The sequence below is a fragment of the Streptomyces sp. NPDC048696 genome (assembly GCF_043198895.1).
Lineage (GTDB): Bacteria > Actinomycetota > Actinomycetes > Streptomycetales > Streptomycetaceae > Streptomyces.
Genome location: NZ_JBICVJ010000004.1, coordinates 269,484 through 287,157, shown reverse-complemented (window position 1 = coordinate 287,157; position 17,674 = coordinate 269,484). Strand labels below are relative to the sequence as shown.

Sequence of the window (17,674 nt, the reverse complement as noted above, 5' to 3'; positions counted from 1 at the left end):
GAACGGATGTCGCAGTACCGCCAGGTGCCCGCCCAGGTCGACCTGCCCGCGCTTGAGCACGCCGTGCTCGACTTCTGGCGCGAGGCCAAGGTCTTCGCGAAGAGCCTCGACCAGTCCGAGGGCCGCCCCGAGTGGGTCTTCTACGAGGGCCCGCCGACCGCCAACGGCATGCCCGGGGCCCACCACATCGAGGCCCGCGTCTTCAAGGACGTCTTCCCGCGCTTTCGGACCATGCAGGGCTACCACGTGGCCCGCAAGGCCGGCTGGGACTGCCACGGCCTGCCGGTCGAGCTCGCCGTCGAGAAGGAGCTCGGCTTCAACGGCAAGAAGGACATCGAGGCGTACGGCATCGCCGAGTTCAACGCCAAGTGCCGCGAGTCCGTGACCCGCCACACCGACGCCTTCGCCGAGCTCACGACCCGGATGGGCTACTGGGTCGACCTCGACGACGCCTACCGGACGATGGACCCCGAGTACGTGGAGTCCGTCTGGTGGTCGCTGAAGGAGATCTTCAACAAGGGCCTGCTGGTCCAGGACCACCGCGTCGCCCCCTGGTGCCCGCGCTGCGGCACCGGCCTCTCCGACCACGAGCTGGCGCAGGGCTACGAGACGGTCGTCGACCCCTCGGTCTTCGTCCGCTTCCCGCTCACCGGCGGCCCGCTGGCGGGCGAGGCGGCGCTCCTGGTGTGGACGACGACCCCGTGGACCCTGGTGTCCAACACGGCGGTCGCGGCCCACCCCGAGGTCACGTACGTCGTCGCCACCAATGGCGAGGAGAGGCTGGTCGTCGCCCAGCCGCTGCTTGAGAAGGCGCTCGGCGAGGGCTGGGAGGCCACCGGCCAGACCTTCACCGGCGCCGAGATGGAGCGCTGGACCTACCAGCGCCCCTTCGAGCTCGTCGAGTTCCCGGCGCCCGCCCACTACGTGGTGAACGCCGACTACGTCACCACCGAGGACGGTACGGGTCTGGTCCACCAGTCCCCCGCGTTCGGCGCCGACGACCTCCTGGTCTGCAAGGCGTACGACCTGCCGGTGGTGAACCCGGTCCGCCCCGACGGCACCTTCGAGGAGGACGTCCCGCTGGTCGGCGGCGTCTTCTTCAAGAAGGCCGACGAGAAGCTGACCCAGGACCTGGCCGACCGCGGTCTGCTCTTCCGCCACGTGCCGTACGAGCACAGCTACCCGCACTGCTGGCGCTGCCACACCGCGCTGCTCTACTACGCGCAGCCGTCCTGGTACATCCGCACCACCGCCGTCAAGGACGCGATGCTGCGGGAGAACGAGAAGACCAACTGGTTCCCGGAGTCGGTCAAGCAGGGCCGCTTCGGCGACTGGCTGAACAACAACATCGACTGGGCGCTCTCCCGCAACCGCTACTGGGGCACGCCGCTGCCGATCTGGCGCTGCGAGGACGACCATCTCACCTGCGTCGGCTCGCGCGCGGAGCTCTCCGAGCTGTCCGGCCAGGACCACGCCGAGCTGGACCCGCACCGCCCGTACATCGACGACGTCACCTTCACCTGCACGGCCGAGGGCTGCTCGCACACGGCGGTCCGCGTCCCCGAGGTGATCGACGCCTGGTACGACTCGGGCTCGATGCCGTTCGCGCAGTGGGGCTACCCGTACAAGAACAAGGAGTTGTTCGAGAGCCGGTACCCGGCGCAGTTCATCTCCGAGGCGATCGACCAGACGCGTGGCTGGTTCTACACGCTGATGGCGGTCGGCACGCTCGTCTTCGACAAGTCGTCGTACGAGAACGTGGTGTGCCTGGGCCACATCCTGGCCGAGGACGGCCGCAAGATGTCCAAGCACCTGGGCAACATCCTGCAGCCGATCCCGCTGATGGACCAGCACGGCGCCGACGCGGTGCGCTGGTTCATGGCGGCCGGCGGCTCCCCGTGGGCGGCCCGCCGGGTGGGCCACGGCACCATCCAGGAGGTCGTGCGCAAGACGCTCCTGACGTACTGGAACACGGTGGCCTTCCAGGCCCTGTACGCCCGTACGTCCGGCTGGGCGCCCAGCGCGGCCGACCCGGCCCCGGCCGAGCGCACGGTCCTGGACCGCTGGCTGCTGAGCGAGCTGAACGCGCTGGTCGACCAGGTGACGCAGGCCCTGGAGGCCTACGACACCCAGCGCGCGGGCAAGCTCCTGTCGGCGTTCGTGGACGACCTGTCCAACTGGTACGTACGCCGTTCGCGGCGCCGGTTCTGGCAGGGCGACAAGGCGGCGCTGCGCACGCTGCACGACGTGGTGGAGACCGTCACGCGGCTGCTGGCCCCGCTGACGCCGTTCATCACCGAGCGGGTGTGGCAGGACATGGTGGTGCCGGTGACGCCGGACGCCCCGGAGTCCGTGCACCTGTCGTCGTGGCCGAAGGCGGACACGTCGGCGATCGACCCGACGCTGTCGCAGCAGATGCTGCTCGTGCGCCGGCTGGTCGAGCTGGGCCGCGCCACGCGCGCGGAGTCGGGCGTCAAGACGCGTCAGCCGCTGTCGCGCGCGCTGGTGGCGGTGGCGGGCTTCGAGTCGCTGTCGCCCGAGCTGCACGCGCAGATCACGGAGGAGCTGAACGTCTCGTCCCTGGCCTCGCTCTCCGAGGTCGGCGGCTCGCTGGTCGACACCACGGCCAAGGCCAACTTCCGTGCCCTGGGCAAGCGCTTCGGCAAGGGCGTCCAGGACGTGGCCAAGGCGGTCGCGGCGGCGGACGCGGCGGCGTTGTCGGCGTCCTTGCGGGACACGGGGGCCGCGTCGGTCGAGGTGGGCGGCGAGCAGGTGTCGCTGGCCCCGGACGAGGTGATCATCACGGAGACGCCGCGTGAGGGCTGGTCCGTGGCCTCGGACTCCGGCGCGACGGTCGCGCTCGACCTGGAGATCACCCCGGAGCTGCGCCTCGCGGGCCTGGCCCGGGACGCGATCCGGCTGATCCAGGAGGCGCGCAAGAACAGCGGGCTCGATGTGGCGGACCGGATCGCGGTGCGGTGGTCGTCGACGGACGCGGAGGTTTCCTCGGCGCTGACGGCGCACGCGGAGCTGATCGCCGAGGAGGTCCTGGCGACGGACTACGCGTCCGGCGAGGCGGACGCGTCCTACGGCGCCCCGTTCACGGACGAGCCCCTGTCCCTGACGTTCCGCCTCCGCAAGGCATAGCCAACAGCCCTGGCCAACGGCCCTGAGCGGCCCGCTTCCCCGCACGCCGGGGTGGCGGGCCGCTTTCGCATTCCCCACCCCGCCCCTTCCCGAAAGCCCTGGGCGGGCAGCCGGGGTCTTCGGCTGCGGACCGTGCGTGGCTGGTGGCGCAGTTCCCCGCGCCCCTTCAGGCGAAGCCCCGAAGCGGCGCCGTAGGCGCGAAACGGGCCGGGCCCCCGGAATGATCCGGGGGCCCGGCCCTCAGCCTGCCGACGGCTACGCGCGCGTTACGCGCGACGCGCCCGTCAGTTGTCGTCCTCGTCGATAAGGAAGCCGCGCATCGGCGACGGAGCCTGCTGCATCGGCGACGGGCCCTGCGGCCGCACCGGCGCCATCGGCTGCGTCATCGCGGGCGACATCTGCTGCTGCCCGCCGTACGACGGCGCGCCACCCATGGACGGCTGGCCACCCATCGTGTGCCCCATCGAGCCCGCACCGGCCGACGCCATCGACCCGCTCATCTGCGGGGCCGGCGGCAGCGACGCGGTCGCCGGGGTACGCGGCGGAGCCAGCGAGTCGTCCGCCTGGGTCTCCAGCTGACGCAGCTGCGACTCCAGGTAGGACTTCAGACGCGTACGGTACTCGCGCTCGAAGCCGCGCAGGTCCTCGACCTTGCGCTCAAGGGTGGCGCGGGCGGACTCCAGGGAGCCCATCGCGACACGGTGCTTCTCCTGCGCGTCCCGCTCCAGCGCGTCCGCCTTGGCGCGGGCGTCCCGCTCCAGGCCCTCGGCACGCGACCGGGCCTCGCCGACGATCTTGTTGGCCTCGGAGCGGGCCTCGGCGATCGCCTGGTCGGCGGTCTGCTGGGCCAGCGAGAGGACACGCGCGGCGCTGTCGCCACCGGGGCCCTGGCCGGGCTGCCCCATCTGCGGACCGTGGCCGCCCATGGGGCCGCCCATCGGCTGGCCCATGGGGCCCTGGCCGAGCTGGTTCTGGCCCATCTGGCCCTGCTGGCCCATCGGACCCTGGCCGAGCTGGTTCTGGCCCATCGGACCCTGACCCATCGGACCCTGCTGGCCCATGGGGCCCTGGCCGAGCTGGTTCTGGCCCATCGGACCCTGGCCCATGGGGCCCTGGCCGTGCTGGCCCTGCGGGCCGTGGCCACCGGGGCCGGCCGGCAGCTGCGGGGCACCGCTCGGCAGCTGGGGCGGACCGCCCATCTGCGGCTGCTGCTGCACCTGCGGCGGTCCGGATATGGCGGCGGGCACGGGAGCGCCCGGGCCTCGCTGGTCCTGCGGCTCCGGCTTGCGCATGCCCTGCTGCTGGTTCTGCGCGGCGGCACGCGTCGCGGCGGCCAGCTTGGCGCGCAGGTCCTCGTTCTCGCGAAGCAGGCGGGTCAGTTCGGCTTCGACCTCGTCCAGGAAGGCATCGACCTCGTCCTCGTCGTAGCCTTCTCGGAGGCGGACGGTCGTGAACTGCTTGTTCCGCACGTCCTCAGGGGTCAGCGGCATCTCTTCTTCACCTCTACGTAGTCGTCGGCAGTCGGCAGGAACCCGTATCGCTCACATCTATCTCCCCACGCTCGTGACGATGGAGATCAGGATGTAGACGATGATCATCAGAACGAAGAAGGACAGGTCGAGTGCCACGCCCCCGAGACGCAGCGGCGGAATGAACCGCCGCAGAAGCTTGAGCGGTGGATCGGTGACAGTGTAGGTGGCCTCAAGAACGACCACCATCGCCTTGCCGGGTTGCCATGAGCGGGCGAACTGCAAGACGTAGTCCATGACAAGCCGGAAGATCAGCACGATGAGGAAGCACATCAGCGCGATGTAGACCACCTGTAGCGCCACGCTCATCTCGCGCTTCCCTCTCCCCTTGCACTCAATGCCCCGGCCGCTCGGCCGGTTCGTTCCCGGTGTCGTGTTCTCAGCTCTGGTTGAAGAAACCGCCCTCTGCGATACGGGCCTTGTCCTCCGCCGTGACATCGACGTTAGCAGGCGACAACAGGAACACCTTCTGCGTCACCCGTTCAATGCTGCCGTGCAAACCAAACACGAGTCCGGCGGCAAAGTCGACAAGTCGCTTCGCATCCGTGTCGTCCATCTCGGTGAGATTCATGATCACAGGCGTGCCCTCGCGGAAGTGTTCCCCGATGGTACGGGCCTCGTTGTACGTCCGCGGGTGCAGCGTGGTGATGCGGTAGGGCTCTCGCTCGGACACGACCTTGGGCATGATCACCGGTGCGTTCTTCTCCAGGCTCGGACGTTCGGGTGTGATGGACGCCACGGGGGCGATTCGCGCCGGACGCCCTGATTCCGCAGGCAGAGCGGCCGCGTGGACCATCGGCTCGCGCTGCGCGGGGGGTTGTACGGCTCGTACCGGTTCGTCCCGTTCGACCTGATGCGGGGGCTGGTGCCGCCGACGGTCGGGCTCCGGCTCGGGTTCGAACTCGTCATCGGGGTCGAACCCCGGGCCGTCGTACCCGTCGTCCTCCACGAGACCGAGGTAGACCGCCATCTTGCGCATCGCGCCGGCCATTCTCCGATTCCTCCGCTCTGTGGTGGATCGCCCTTGTAGCCATATGTCGCAGTGTCACCAAGTGCCCACGATCCACTAGGTCTGCCCACCAAAGAGTGGGAATGACCATATTTTCTACTGTGGTCCGACTTGCTTCGCGACGTTACCCGAGCCTGGGTCGGACTCCGAGTACCGCCGTACCGACGCGTACATGTGTCGCTCCGGCCGCAACAGCCTCTTCGAGGTCCGCACTCATCCCTGCTGACACCATGTTCGCAGCCGGATGAGCGCGGCGCAGGTCAGTCGACAAATCCATCAGCCGCTCGAACGCGGCCCGTTGCCTGTCCGCGTACTCGCCCGCCAGCGGCGCCACGGTCATCAGGCCGTCCAGGCGCAGACCGGGCGCGTCCGCCACAAGTCGGGCCAACTCCTCGATTCCGTCCGGGGCGGTGCCCCCTCGGTCGCCCCGCGCGCCCGACTCCGCGTCCAGCGCCACCTGGATCAGGCACCCCACCTCCCGCTCCGCCTTCACGGCGGCGGCGGAGAGCGCGGTGACCAGCCGGGGCCGGTCGACGGACTGCACCACATCCGCGTAACCCACCACGGAACGGACCTTGTTCGTCTGGAGCTGCCCGACGAAGTGCCAGCGCAGTCCGTCGAGGTCGGCACAGGCGGCGGCCTTGGGGGCGGCGTCCTGGTCCCGGTTCTCGGCGACCTGACGCACACCCAGTTCATGGAGGAGTCGTACGTCGTCGGCGGGGTAGGTCTTGGTGACCACGATGAGCGTCACCTCGTCCCGCTTGCGCCCGGCGGCCGCGCACGCCGAGGCGATACGTTCCTCCACCTGGGCCAGATTCGCGGCGAGTTCCGCCTTACGGTCCGTCATGCCCGCTTCCTCCCTCGGCGTCCAGCCAGACGTACCCGGCGAGCCGACCGGTGGTGCGGTCGCGGCGGTACGAGAAGTGGTCGCGCGATTCCAGGGTGCACACCGAGGAGGCCTGCCGGTCCGTCACGCCGAGCGCTTCGAGCTGGGCGTGCACCCCGGCGGTGACGTCCACCGCGGGCGTACCCCAGCTGGTCTCGGACCGGGCGGCCGGTTCGGCCAGGGCGACCTCGTCCCGCATGGCGGCCGGGACTTCGTAGCACCGCCCGCACACCGCGGGCCCCGTCCGGGCCGTGATGCGGGACGGCTCGGCGCCGAGCGAGATCATCGCCCGTACCGCCGCGGGCACCACGCCCGCGACCATCCCAGGCCGCCCCGCGTGCGCGGCGGCCACCACCCCGGCGACCGGGTCGGCGAGCAGAACGGGTGTGCAGTCGGCGGTCAGGACCGCGAGGGCGAGCCCACGACGGGCCGTCACCACCGCGTCCACCGACGGAATCTCCGCGCCCGTTCCCCATGGCCCGTCCACCACCGCGACGTCCGGCCCGTGCACCTGGTTCATCCAGACCACCAGGCCGGGGTCGAGCCCCAGCGACCTGGCGGCGAGCTCGCGGTTGGTCCGCACCGACGCGGGGTCGTCGCCGACCGCCCCGCCGAGGTTGAGCTCCTCGTACGGAGCGGCGCTCACCCCGCCCCACCGGTCGGTGAAGGCGAAGTGCGCGCCGCTCACGAGGGAGTGCTGCCCTATCACTTCAAGAAGTCCGGGACATCCAGCTCTTCGGCCTGGCTGTCCTGGTACGGGCGGGCCGTCGGCACGTGCGGCGGGTTGGCCTCGGCGACCGGGGCGGGGTCGACCGGCGCGGGCGCCGGGGTGTCCTCGCGGGCGCTCACGGTGCCGAGCCCGCCGAGCGGGCGCTCGGTGGCGCGGACCGGCGTGGGCTCCTCGCGCTTGGCGCCGGCGCTGCCGAGCACGTTGTCCCGGCGGGCCGGCGGCTGTCCGCCGTCGAACCCGGCCGCGATGACCGTGACCCGGACCTCGTCGCCGAGCGCGTCGTCGATGACCGCGCCGAAGATGATGTTGGCCTCGGGGTGGGCGGCCTCGCTGACCAGCTGGGCGGCCTCGTTGATCTCGAACAGGCCGAGGTCCGAGCCGCCGGAGATGGAGAGCAGCACGCCACGGGCGCCGTCGATGGACGCCTCCAGGAGCGGCGAGGAGATCGCCATCTCGGCGGCGGCCACCGCGCGGTCGTCGCCGCGCGCCGAGCCGATGCCCATGAGCGCCGAACCGGCCTCGGACATGACCGACTTGACGTCGGCGAAGTCGAGGTTGATCAGGCCCGGGGTGGTGATCAGGTCGGTGATGCCCTGAACGCCGGAGAGCAGCACCTGGTCGGCCGACTTGAACGCGTCGAGCACGCTGACCTGGCGGTCCGAGATGGACAGCAGCCGGTCGTTGGGGATGACGATGAGGGTGTCGACCTCTTCGCGGAGCTCGGCGATGCCGTCCTCCGCCTGGTTGGCGCGACGGCGGCCCTCGAAGGTGAACGGCCGGGTGACCACACCGATCGTGAGGGCGCCGAGCGAGCGCGCGATGTTGGCGACGACGGGCGCGCCGCCGGTGCCGGTGCCACCGCCTTCGCCCGCGGTGACGAAGACCATGTCGGCCCCCTTGAGGACCTCCTCGATCTCCTCGCGGTGGTCCTCTGCCGCCTTGCGCCCGACTGCCGGGTTGGCTCCGGCCCCGAGGCCGCGGGTGAGTTCACGGCCGACGTCGAGCTTGACGTCGGCGTCGCTCATCAACAGAGCTTGTGCGTCGGTGTTGATCGCGATGAACTCGACGCCCTTGAGACCGACCTCGATCATTCGGTTGATGGCATTGACACCACCGCCGCCGACACCGATGACCTTGATGACTGCGAGGTAGTTCTGCGGTGCTGCCACGTCGAAGGCCTCTCGCCTCGAGTTACGGGTCGTCACGTGCGGTTGCCGCACGGCGACGACGACTGCCGATGTGGGACGGTCCGAACGCCGACCCGAACCCTAACGTTGAAGTTTAGGGTTACCAATGTGTCTGTTCCCTGGACTCTTCCGAACAGGACACTAAGTCGACAAGTGGCGCACGTTCAACGAACACGCCGAACCTCCCGTTTTTCTTTTCACCCTATGTGATCACCCGTAGCGATGACCAACCAGGGTGCTGGCCAGCGCAAATGTGCGTCAACTCCCCGATACCGCAGGGGCGGTGGGCGCACTCACATCGAAGTACCGCGCCCTGGCCGCCGCTTTCATGAGAGCGACCAGGGTACGGGCCTTGAGTTCACCGTCCTCGTCACTCCCCCACAGGACGGTACGCCCGCGGCTCAACTCCAGGGAGACGGCGTCGTACGAGGTGACTCGGACCAGTCGGGTGTCCCTGGCCACCGGCGCCGGGAGTTCGCCCGTGACCTTCACCGCCTCGCGCAGCAGCGCTTCGGCCGGAAATCGGCGCAGAGCCGGTGAGTTGTCCGGGTTCAGCTCCAGCAGCGGTACGCCCGTGGGCGCCTTGGCGACCGTGGCGAACCGCACACCCTTGGCGTCCACTTCGATGAACTTCGCGCCTTTTCGCATGAGGAGAACGGGCTTTCGCTCGGTCACCTCCAGGGTGATGCCGTGCGGCCAGGAACGGCCGACGTCCACCGAGTCGATGCGCGGCAGCGCGCGCAGCAGCCGCGCCTCGATCGCCCCCGTGTCGACCGAGACCAGCGGCGAGCCGACCGGCACCTTGGCGGCCGCCTCGACCTCGGCGGCACTCAACACCTCGGTCCCGGTGGTTTTCACCCGCTCGACCCGCAGCCAGGTGGAGCCGTACAGCACCCAGGTGGCGGCGGCGCCGAGCACCACTACGGCGGCCAGCACCAGCAGCACCCGGGGCCGCAGCGGCAGCCGAAGGCGCGGGCGCGGCCGGCGGGGGCCGGACGGGCCGGACTTCTTCGCCTGCCCCGCCCCGCGTCGAGCGGTCGCCTGTCCGGCCACGGTCCCCTGCCTTCTGCCGCTCCGTCAGCGCGCGGCGATCGCCTCGTACACCATGCCGACGAGCAGGTCGTCGGCGTCGCGGCGGCCGAACTCGCTGGCCGCTCGGGACATCTCGTAGAGCCGGTGCGGGTCGGCGAGCACGGGCAGGACCTGGCCCTGCACCCACTCGGGGGTGAGCTCGGCGTCGTCGACCAGCAGACCGCCGCCCGCCTTCACCACCGGCTGGGCGTTGAGCCGCTGTTCGCCGTTGCCGATCGGCAGCGGTACGTAGGCGGCGGGCAGCCCGACGGCCGAGAGTTCGGCGACGGTCATCGCGCCCGCGCGGCAGAGCATCATGTCGGCCGCGGCGTACGCGAGATCCATCCGGTCCACGTACGGTACCGGGATGTAGGGCGGCATTCCGGGCATGTTGTCGGCGCGCGGCAGTTCGTTCTTCGGGCCGACCGCGTGCAGGATCTGGATTCCGGAGCGCTGGAGCACCGGCGCGACCTGCTGGATGACCTCGTTGAGGCGGCGGGCGCCCTGCGAGCCGCCGGAGACCAGCAGCGTCGGCAGGTTGGGGTCGAGCCCGAACGCGGCGCGCGCCTCGGGGCGGACCCGGGCGCGGTCGAGGGTGGCGATGGAGTGCCGCAGCGGGATGCCGATGTAGCGCGCGCCCCGCAGCTTGCTGTCGGGCGTGGCGACGGCGACCCCGGCCGCGTACCGCGAGCCGATCTTGTTGGCCAGGCCCGGGCGGGCGTTGGCCTCGTGGACCACGATCGGCACCCCGAGGCGCTTGGCCGCGAGGTAGCCGGGCAGGGCGACATAGCCGCCGAAGCCGACGACGCAGTCCGCCTTGGTGCGCTCCAGGATCTGCTCGGCGGCCTTGATGGTGCCGCGCAGCCGCCCCGGGACGGTGATCAGTTCCGGGGTGGGCCTGCGGGGCAGCGGAACGGCCGGGATGAGCGCGAGCTCATAGCCGCGCTCGGGGACGAGCCGTGTCTCCAGGCCCTTCTCCGTACCGAGTGCCGTGATCCCCACGGTGGGGTCCTGCCTGCGCAGGGCGTCCGCGAGGGCGAGCGCGGGCTCGATGTGGCCGGCGGTCCCCCCACCGGCGAGTACGACATGCACCGAAATTCACCGCTCTCCGGACGGACGCTTCTTGACGCGCCGTCTCATCGACTTCCAACTCACCCGAGGCTGCCGCATGGCCAGCGCCGCCCGCGCCGCGGGGTCGTCCCGCGCGAACGAGATCAGCAGCCCCACGGCGAACATGGTCGGCAGCAGGGCGGACCCACCGTAGGAGAACAGCGGGAGCGGGACACCGGCGATCGGCAGCAGGCCGAGCACCGCACCGATGTTGATCACGGCCTGGGCCACGATCCAGGTGGTCACACCTCCCGCGGCGTACCTCACGAAGGGGTCCTCCGTGCGTCCGGCCACGCGGATACCCGCATAGCCTAGAGCCGCGAACAGGGCGAGCACCGACAGTGTCCCCGCCAGGCCCAGTTCCTCACCGGTGATGGCGAAGATGAAGTCGGTGTGCGGTTCGGGGAGTTGACCCCATTTTTCCACACTCGCACCCAGGCCGGAACCGAACCATCCGCCCGAGGCCAGCGCGTAGATTCCATGGACCGCCTGCCAGCACTTGTCCTGCGGGCCGGGGTCGGTGGCGCCGATGCAGGCGAGCCGGCCCATCCGGTTGGGGCTGGTCTTGATGAAGAGCACCGCGAGCGCCCCGGCCACCGACAGGACGCCCGCGAACAGCCTGGTGGGGGCGCCGGCGAGCCACAGCAGACCGAAGAGGATGGCCGACAGGATCATGGTGGTGCCCATGTCGCCGCCGAGCATGATCAGCCCGAGCAGCAGGAACGCGACCGGGACCAGCGGCACCAGCATGTGCTTCCACTGGGTGAGCAACCGTTTGTCCTGTTTGCGGGCGAGCAGGTCGGCGCCCCACAGGACCAGCGCCAGCTTCCCGAACTCGCTGGGCTGGAGCTGGAAGGGGCCACCCAGATAGATCCAGTTCTGGTTGCCGTTGACCCGCATCCCTATCCCGGGGATCTGCACCACGATCATCAGGAAGACGGTCACGACCAGGATCGGGTACGCCAGCGCCCGGTGCAGCTTGGCCGGCATCCGGGCGGCCGCCGCCATCAGCGCCCCGCCGATCAGCGCGGCGAGGAACTGCTTGCGGAAGAAGTACGAGGCCGGCAGCGAGAGCTCAAGGGCCTTGATCATCGAGGCCGAGTAGACCATCACCAGGCCGAGCACGGTGATCAGCAGCGAGCTGCCGAGGATCAGGTAGTACGCGGTGAGCGGCCGGTCCCAGGCCCGCCGGAGCTGCTCGAAGAGGCGTCTGGGACCGCCCCGGGGAGTACGGCCGGAGCCGCTGGTTGTGGTGCGCCGGACCGCCGGGCGGCGAACGGCTCCGACGGCACGGCTGCGCAGTACGAGCCCGGGCGGGGTCGCTTCGGCCGGCATGTGTGCTGTCCCCTCCAGTCGTGCCCGGCGCCGCCGGTCCGCGGGACGGGTCCCGACCGGCTAGGCGCGCTCCGCGGCGAGTTCGCGGACCGCTTCCGCGAACGCCTCGCCGCGCTTGTTGTAGTTGGTGAACATGTCCATCGAGGCGCAGGCCGGGGCCAGCAGGACGGTGTCCCCGGCCTTCGCGAGCCCGGCCGCCTCGCGGACCGCCGCGGACATCGCCCCAGTGTCGGTCCGGTCGAGGTCGACCACCGGTACCTCGGGGGCGTGTCGCGCCAGCGCTTCGGCGATCAGGTGGCGCTCGGCGCCGATCAGGACGACCCCGCGCAGCCGCTGCGCCGCGCCCCGCACCAGCTCGTCGAAGGACGCGCCCTTGGCGAGCCCTCCGGCGATCCAGACGATCGACTCGTACGCGGCCAGCGACGCCTCGGCGGCGTGCGTGTTCGTCGCCTTGGAGTCGTCCACGTAGGCGACCGAGTCGACGTCCGCCACGTGTGCGATCCGGTGGGCGTCGGGCGTGAAGGCCCGCAGCCCGTCCCGTACGGCCTTGGGCTCGACGCCGAAGGCGCGGGCCAGGGCCGCCGCCGCGAGGGCGTTGGCGATGTTGTGGGGGGCCGCCGGGGTGATGTCGGCGACCTCGGCCAGCTCCTGCGCGTTCTTCTGCCGGTTGGCGACGAAGGCGCGGTCGACCAGGATGCCGTCCACGACGCCGAGCTGGGACGGGCCGGGCGTGCCGAGGGTGAAGCCGATCGCCCGGCAGCCCTCCTCCACGTCCGCCTCGCGCACCAGGGCCTCGGTCCCGGGGTCGGCCACGTTGTAGACGCAGGCGACCGTGTTGCCCTCGTAGATCCGGCCCTTGTCGGCGGCGTACGCCTGCATGGAGCCGTGCCAGTCGAGGTGGTCCGGCGCCAGGTTGAGCACGGCGGCCGAGTGGGCGCGCAGCGAGGGCGCCCAGTGCAGCTGGTAGCTGGAGAGCTCGACGGCGAGCACGTCGTACGTCTCCTCGCCGAGCACCACGTCGATGATCGGGGTGCCGATGTTCCCGACGGCGGCGGTCCGCAGACCGGCCGCGCGCAGGATCGAGGCGAGCATCTGGGTGGTGGTGGTCTTGCCGTTGGTCCCGGTGATCGCCAGCCACGGCGCCGCGTTCTCGCCGCGCAGCAGCCAGGCGATCTCGACGTCGCCGACCACGTCGACGCCCGCCTCGGCGGCCGCCGCGAACAGCGGGGAGTCGGGCTTCCAGCCGGGCGAGGTGACGACCAGGTCGGTCCCCTCGGGGAGCGTTGCCGCGTCCCCCAGGCGTACGGAGATACCTTCCTCCGCCAGGTCCGCCGCGCGCTCCCGGTGCGTACCGGAGTCGCCGCCGTCCACGACCGTGACCACGGCGCCGAGACCGGCCAGGGCGCGGGCGGCGCTGATGCCGCTCACTCCGAGACCGGCGACGGTGATCCGCCTGCCCTGCCAGCTCTGACTCACTTGTCGGCTGCCCATCCCGCGTAGAAGAGTCCCAGACCCACGATGACGCACATGCCCTGGATGATCCAGAACCGGACCACCACAAGGACTTCGGACCACCCCTTGAGTTCGAAGTGGTGCTGGAGCGGCGCCATCCGGAAGACCCGCTTGCCGGTCATCTTGAAGGAGCCGACCTGGATGACCACCGACATGGTGATCATGACGAAGAGGCCGCCGAGCAGCGCTATCAGGAACTCGGTCCGCGAGCAGATCGCGAGGCCGGCGAGCGCGCCGCCGAGCGCCAGCGAACCGGTGTCGCCCATGAAGATCTTGGCGGGCGAGGTGTTCCACCACAGGAAGCCGAAGCAGGAGCCCATCAGGGCCGAGGCGACCACCGCGAGGTCCAGCGGGTCGCGCACCTCGAAGCAGGCGTTGGGGTTGGTGAGGGTCTGCGCGTTGGCGCAGGACTCCTGGAACTGCCAGAGCCCGATGAACGTGTACGCACCGAAGACCATCACCGACGCGCCGGTGGCCAGACCGTCCAGGCCGTCCGTCAGGTTCACGCCGTTGGACATGGCGAGAATCATGAACAGCGCCCAGACCACGAACAGGACCGGGCCGATCGTCCAGCCGAAGTCCGTGATGAACGACAGCTTGGTGGAGGCCGGGGTGTTGCCGCGGTGGTCGGCGAACTGCAGCGCGAGCACCGCGAAGGCGATGCCGACGATCAGCTGACCGGCCATCTTCGCCTTGGCCCGCAGACCGAGCGAACGCTGCTTGACGATCTTGATGTAGTCGTCCAGGAAGCCGACCAGGCCCATGCCGGCGGTCAGGAAGAGCACCAACAGGCCCGAGAACGTCGGGTCCTCACTGGTGATCACCTTGGTGGCGGCGTACGCGATGAGCGTGGCCAGGATGAAGGCGATGCCACCCATGGTGGGTGTGCCCTTCTTCCCGGCGTGGCCGCGCGGGCCGTCGTCGCGGATGAACTGGCCGTAGCCCTTGCGGGCGAGCAGCTTGATGAGCAGCGGGGTGCCGACCAGGGTCAGGAAGAGACCGATGGCTCCCGCGAAGAGGATCTGCCTCATCGGGCGGCGACCTCGCCCTCGACGCCACCGTCGAGCAGCGCGAGTGCCACCCGTTCCAGGCCGATCGACCGCGATGCCTTCACCAGCACGACGTCTCCCGGGCGCAGTTCACTGCGCAGCAGGTCGACGGCCGCCTGTGCGTCGGACACGTGCACCGACTCCTCACCCCACGAACCCTCGTTATATGCGCCCAGTTGCAGCCAGGACGCTTCCCGGTCCCCGACTGCCACGAGCTTGCTGACGTTGAGCCGGACGGCGAGCCGTCCGACCGCGTCGTGCTCGGCGAGCGATTCGTCGCCGAGCTCGGCCATCGGACCGAGCACCGCCCACGTCCGTCCCCCCTTTGCCCGTGAGGCCTCGCCCATGGCCGCGAGCGCGCGCAGGGCGGCTCGCATGGACTCGGGGTTCGCGTTGTAGGCGTCGTTGACGACTGTCACACCGTCCGGACGCTCGGTGACCTCCATACGCCAGCGGGAGAGGGTGCCCGCCTCGGAGAGCGCGAGGGCGATCTCGTCCACAGGCATGCCCAGCTCATGGGCGACGGCGGCCGCGGCGAGCGCGTTCGACACGTGGTGCTCACCGTACAGGCGCAAGGTCACGTCGCTGCACCCGGAGGGTGTGTGAAGCCTGAAGGAGGGCTGTCCGGCAGCTGTGAGCCGGACATTCTCGGCGCGTACGTCCGCGTCCTCGGCCTCGCCGAACAGCACGACGCGCGCCTTGGTGCGCGGCGCCATGGCCCGTACCAGCGGATCGTCCGCGTTGAGCACCGCGCAGCCGTCCGGCGGCAGCACCTCCACCAGCTCGCCCTTGGCCTCGGCGATCTGCTCGCGGCCGCCGAACTCGCCGATGTGGGCGGTCCCGACGTTGAGGACGAGACCGATGCGCGGCGGGGTGAGCCCGGTCAGATAGCGGATGTGGCCGATTCCGCGCGCGCCCATCTCCAGGACCAGGTGCCGGGTCTCGGCGGTGGCGGTGAGGGCGGTGAGCGGCAGGCCGATCTCGTTGTTGAGCGAGCCCGGCGTGTAGACCGTCGGGGCGTGGCGCTGGAGCACCTGGGCGATCAGGTCCTTGGTGGACGTCTTGCCGGACGAGCCGGTGAGCGCGACCACGTCGGTGCCCAGGCGCAGCACGACCTCGCGGGCCAGCGCGCCGAGCGCGCCCTGGACGTCGTCGACCACGATCGCGGGCACGCCGACGGGGCGGGTGGCCAGCACGGCCACCGCGCCCGCCTCGTACGCCACGCGCGCGTAGTCGTGGCCGTCGAGGTGCTCGCCCGCGAAGGCGGCGAAGAGGGAACCGGGCGCCACCTGGCGGGAGTCGATGACGACGGAACCCGTGACCTGGACGGCCGGATCCGGTATGTCGCACGACTGCCCGCCGACGATTGCGGCGATCTCGGCGAGGGAGAGGGCGATCACTGCTTCATCCCTGACTGTTCTTGGCGGTGTTCGATCGGCGTTCTTCGATCGCGGCCCGGAGCACCAGGCGGTCGTCGAAGGGGCGGACCACTCCGGCGGTGTCCTGGCCCTGTTCATGGCCCTTGCCCGCGACCAGGACGGTGTCGCCCGGCTCGGCGCGGGCCACGGCCGCGGCGATCGCCGCGGCCCGGTCGGCCTCGACCACGACGTCGCCGCGCTCGTGCGCGGGCACCTCGGCGGCGCCCGCGAGCATGGCGGCGAGGATGGCGAGGGGGTCCTCGGAGCGGGGGTTGTCGGAGGTCAGCACGGCGGTGTCGGCGAGCCGTGCGGCGGCCGCGCCCATCGGGCCGCGCTTGGTCTGGTCACGGTCGCCGCCGCAGCCCAGCACGATGTGCAGCCTGCCCCTGGTGACCTTGCGCAGCGAGCGCAGAACCGATTCGACGGCGTCCGTCTTGTGCGCGTAGTCGACGACGGCCAGGAACTCCTGGCCCGCGTCCACCCGCTCAAGGCGTCCGGGCACGCCGGGCACGGCGGCCACACCGTCGGCGGCGGTCTGCGGGTCGATGCCCGCGACGGCCAGCGTGACGATCGAGGCGAGCGTGTTGGCCACGTTGAAGGGGCCGGGCAGCGGGGCGGTGGCCGAGATCCGCTCGCCCTTGGGGCCGACAGCCGTGAAGGTGGAGCTGTCCTGGCGTACGTCCACGTCCTCGGCGCGCCAGTCGGCGTCCGGGTGGCCCTCGGCCGAGAAGGTGGTGACCTCGATGCCGGACTCGCCGGCGGCCAGCCTGCGGCCGTACTCGTCGTCGAGGTTCACCACGCCCAGCCGCGCGCGCTCCGGTGTGAACAGCTGCGCCTTGGCCCGGAAGTAGTCCTCCATGTCGGAGTGGAACTCCATGTGCTCCGGGCTCAGGTTGTTGAAGACGGCGACGTCGAAGACGCAGCCGTCGACCCGGCCGAGCACCAGCGCGTGGCTGGAGACCTCCATGGCGACCGACTCGACCCCGCGCTCGCGCATCACCGCGAACAGGGCCTGCAGATCGGTGGCTTCGGGGGTGGTGCGCTCCGACTTGATGCGCTCGTCGCCGATGCGGGTCTCGACGGTGCCGACCAGGCCCGTGCGGTGCCCGGCGCCGCGCAGCCCGCCCTCGACGAGGTACGCGGTGGTGGTCTTCCCCGAGGTCCCGGTGATGCCCAGCTGGAGCAGGTCACGGCCGGGGTGGCCGTAGATCTCGGCGGCCAGGCCGCCCATCACGGCCCGCGGGTCCGCGGTGACCAGCACCGGCAGGCCGGTGGCGGCGGCGCGCTCGGCGCCCGCCGGGTCGGTGAGGACGGCGGCCGCGCCGAGGCCCGCGGCCTGGGCGGCGAAGTCGGCGCCGTGGAAGCGGGCACCGGGCAGCGCGGCGTAGAGATCGCCGGGGCGGACCGCGCGGGAGTCGTGGGTGATGCCACTGACCTCGCCCGATCCTGGGTTCCCGGCGCCCAGCCGGTCGGCCAGCTCGCCCAGGGATGTCGGGCGGACCTGGTCCGGGCGGGGCGCTCCCGGCTGCTGCTCGGGGGCGTCCTTCGGGGCGGTTCGGTACTGATCAGCGTGTGGCACGGCGGTGAGCGTACCGGGCGTACCCGCCGGGTCGCCAAAAGAGGGGGGCGGGGCGTGGTGGTTGCGGTCCTGGTTCCCCGGGCCGGGGGTGATGGTTGTCACTGATGGTTCC

The 17,674-nt window shown here is 70.9% G+C and carries 14 protein-coding genes; 1 reads left to right on the top strand and 13 read right to left on the bottom strand.

Annotated elements, in window-relative coordinates:
• Window positions 1-6 precede the first annotated feature (6 nt).
• A complete protein-coding gene (gene ileS / locus ACGFRG_RS10460) occupies window positions 7-3,147 on the top strand; it encodes an isoleucine--tRNA ligase (RefSeq protein WP_361428141.1) in 3,141 nt (1,046 codons plus the stop codon).
• A 284-nt stretch (window positions 3,148-3,431) separates the two neighbouring features.
• Here the strand turns inward: ileS and ACGFRG_RS10455 are convergent, their stop codons facing one another.
• The 13 genes from ACGFRG_RS10455 to ACGFRG_RS10395 all read right to left on the bottom strand — a co-directional run bounded on the left by ACGFRG_RS10455 (window position 3,432) and on the right by ACGFRG_RS10395 (window position 17,664).
• Window positions 3,432-4,637: a DivIVA domain-containing protein gene (locus tag ACGFRG_RS10455; protein ID WP_361428139.1), complete on the bottom strand. Its 1,206-nt coding sequence runs from the start codon at window positions 4,635-4,637 to the stop codon at window positions 3,432-3,434.
• Between the two features lie 57 nt (window positions 4,638-4,694).
• The gene (locus ACGFRG_RS10450) at window positions 4,695-4,985 is read right to left on the bottom strand and encodes a YggT family protein (protein WP_361428137.1); all 291 of its coding nucleotides are present in this window, start codon (window positions 4,983-4,985) and stop codon (window positions 4,695-4,697) included.
• Window positions 4,986-5,055: 70 nt separating this feature from the next.
• On the bottom strand, window positions 5,056-5,667 hold the full coding sequence (locus ACGFRG_RS10445; RefSeq protein ID WP_361428135.1) for a cell division protein SepF: 612 nt from the start codon (window positions 5,665-5,667) through the stop codon (window positions 5,056-5,058).
• A gap of 142 nt (window positions 5,668-5,809) precedes the next feature.
• Complete coding sequence (locus ACGFRG_RS10440) at window positions 5,810-6,532, bottom strand: YggS family pyridoxal phosphate-dependent enzyme (protein ID WP_393263068.1); 723 nt, start codon at window positions 6,530-6,532, stop codon at window positions 5,810-5,812.
• Complete coding sequence (pgeF, locus tag ACGFRG_RS10435; protein ID WP_393263066.1) at window positions 6,519-7,280, bottom strand: peptidoglycan editing factor PgeF; 762 nt, start codon at window positions 7,278-7,280, stop codon at window positions 6,519-6,521. The genes ACGFRG_RS10440 and pgeF overlap by 14 nt, the downstream gene beginning before the upstream one ends.
• Window positions 7,277-8,470 carry a cell division protein FtsZ gene (gene ftsZ, locus ACGFRG_RS10430; protein ID WP_361428129.1) on the bottom strand — a complete coding sequence of 398 codons (1,194 nt, stop codon included), beginning with the start codon at window positions 8,468-8,470 and terminating at the stop codon, window positions 7,277-7,279. Before ftsZ ends, pgeF begins: the two co-directional genes overlap by 4 nt.
• A 276-nt stretch (window positions 8,471-8,746) precedes the next feature.
• A complete protein-coding gene (locus ACGFRG_RS10425; protein WP_361428127.1) occupies window positions 8,747-9,541 on the bottom strand; it encodes an FtsQ-type POTRA domain-containing protein in 795 nt (264 codons plus the stop codon).
• Window positions 9,542-9,565: 24 nt separating this feature from the next.
• The gene (gene murG / locus ACGFRG_RS10420) at window positions 9,566-10,651 is read right to left on the bottom strand and encodes an undecaprenyldiphospho-muramoylpentapeptide beta-N-acetylglucosaminyltransferase (RefSeq protein WP_188274122.1); all 1,086 of its coding nucleotides are present in this window, start codon (window positions 10,649-10,651) and stop codon (window positions 9,566-9,568) included.
• A gap of 6 nt (window positions 10,652-10,657) precedes the next feature.
• A complete protein-coding gene (gene ftsW / locus ACGFRG_RS10415; RefSeq protein ID WP_393263063.1) occupies window positions 10,658-12,004 on the bottom strand; it encodes a putative lipid II flippase FtsW in 1,347 nt (448 codons plus the stop codon).
• Window positions 12,005-12,064: 60 nt separating this feature from the next.
• On the bottom strand, window positions 12,065-13,495 hold the full coding sequence (gene murD / locus ACGFRG_RS10410; protein ID WP_361428123.1) for a UDP-N-acetylmuramoyl-L-alanine--D-glutamate ligase: 1,431 nt from the start codon (window positions 13,493-13,495) through the stop codon (window positions 12,065-12,067).
• A complete protein-coding gene (gene mraY, locus ACGFRG_RS10405) occupies window positions 13,477-14,547 on the bottom strand; it encodes a phospho-N-acetylmuramoyl-pentapeptide-transferase (protein WP_361428121.1) in 1,071 nt (356 codons plus the stop codon). The genes murD and mraY overlap by 19 nt, the downstream gene beginning before the upstream one ends.
• Window positions 14,544-15,965 carry a UDP-N-acetylmuramoyl-tripeptide--D-alanyl-D-alanine ligase gene (gene murF, locus ACGFRG_RS10400; protein WP_393263060.1) on the bottom strand — a complete coding sequence of 474 codons (1,422 nt, stop codon included), beginning with the start codon at window positions 15,963-15,965 and terminating at the stop codon, window positions 14,544-14,546. Before murF ends, mraY begins: the two co-directional genes overlap by 4 nt.
• Before the next feature lie 4 nt (window positions 15,966-15,969).
• Window positions 15,970-17,664, bottom strand: a complete 1,695-nt coding sequence (locus ACGFRG_RS10395; RefSeq protein WP_393263058.1) for a UDP-N-acetylmuramoyl-L-alanyl-D-glutamate--2,6-diaminopimelate ligase — start codon at window positions 17,662-17,664, stop codon at window positions 15,970-15,972.
• Window positions 17,665-17,674 lie beyond the last annotated feature (10 nt).

Excerpts from the sequence above, each read along its gene's own strand:
- ileS (WP_361428141.1), top strand. The coding sequence starts at position 7 with ATGTCGCAGTACCGCCAGGTGCCCGCCCAGGTCGACCTGCCCGCGCTT.
- ACGFRG_RS10455 (WP_361428139.1), bottom strand. The coding sequence starts at position 4,637 with ATGCCGCTGACCCCTGAGGACGTGCGGAACAAGCAGTTCACGACCGTC.
- ACGFRG_RS10450 (WP_361428137.1), bottom strand. The coding sequence starts at position 4,985 with ATGAGCGTGGCGCTACAGGTGGTCTACATCGCGCTGATGTGCTTCCTC.
- ACGFRG_RS10445 (WP_361428135.1), bottom strand. The coding sequence starts at position 5,667 with ATGGCCGGCGCGATGCGCAAGATGGCGGTCTACCTCGGTCTCGTGGAG.
- ACGFRG_RS10440 (WP_393263068.1), bottom strand. The coding sequence starts at position 6,532 with ATGACGGACCGTAAGGCGGAACTCGCCGCGAATCTGGCCCAGGTGGAG.
- ftsW (WP_393263063.1), bottom strand. The coding sequence starts at position 12,004 with ATGCCGGCCGAAGCGACCCCGCCCGGGCTCGTACTGCGCAGCCGTGCC.
- murD (WP_361428123.1), bottom strand. The coding sequence starts at position 13,495 with ATGGGCAGCCGACAAGTGAGTCAGAGCTGGCAGGGCAGGCGGATCACC.
- mraY (WP_361428121.1), bottom strand. The coding sequence starts at position 14,547 with ATGAGGCAGATCCTCTTCGCGGGAGCCATCGGTCTCTTCCTGACCCTG.